This window comes from Methylophilus luteus (assembly GCF_042676265.1).
GTDB lineage: Bacteria > Pseudomonadota > Gammaproteobacteria > Burkholderiales > Methylophilaceae > Methylophilus > Methylophilus luteus.
This window is the reverse complement of the sequence record NZ_JBHTKB010000007.1, coordinates 1-658: the sequence shown is the minus strand read 5'-3', so window position 1 is coordinate 658 and position 658 is coordinate 1. Positions and strand designations below refer to the sequence as shown.

1 protein-coding gene is annotated in these 658 nt (G+C 49.1%); it reads left to right on the top strand.

The window, feature by feature from the left end:
• The coding region (locus ACFQ1Z_RS14585) for a TOBE domain-containing protein (RefSeq protein ID WP_379059087.1) at positions 1-658 on the top strand (658 nt) is incomplete at both ends.

Below are 658 nucleotides of genomic sequence, written 5' to 3'. Positions count from 1 at the left end.
CATCCGTTTGTTGGAACAAATTCGCGAGCAGGGATCTATTAGCCGCGGGGCTAAGACAGCTGGCATTAGCTACAAATCTGCGTGGGATGCGATAAAAGACATTAACGCGCTGGCAGATAGCCCCGTTGTGGTAAGCGAAACCGGTGGTAAGGGGGGCGGGGGCGCCCTACTCACTCCTTATGGTGATCGCTTACTTAAAATTTATGGCTTATTGAATCAGATAGAATGCATGGCGGTAGATGCGCTGCAAGATGAGACGACTTCACTTGATAGTTTATTGTCGGTGGTGGCGCGTTTTTCATTACAAACCAGCGCCCGCAATCAGTTTTTTGCGCACGTTGTGTCCCTTGACCCAAGTGATCTCAGTCGAAAAGTATGTTTGACCCTACAAGGGGGAGCTCAGCTTTATGCCGATATTACCGAACGCAGCTGCCAGCGTTTGGGGCTGGTTGTAGGTAAGGAAGTGTTAGCGCTGATTAAAGCTCCTTGGGTCATGTTGGAGCCAGAAGAAGGCCTGCTAAGCACTGAACTAAATAACGACGACAATAGGCTAACGGGTCGCATTAGCGAGATAGTGCCAGGAGATGAGTTTGATGAATATCATCTACGGCTAGATCAAGGCGAGTCACTGTGTGCTCTATTAAGCAAGACTCAAAGC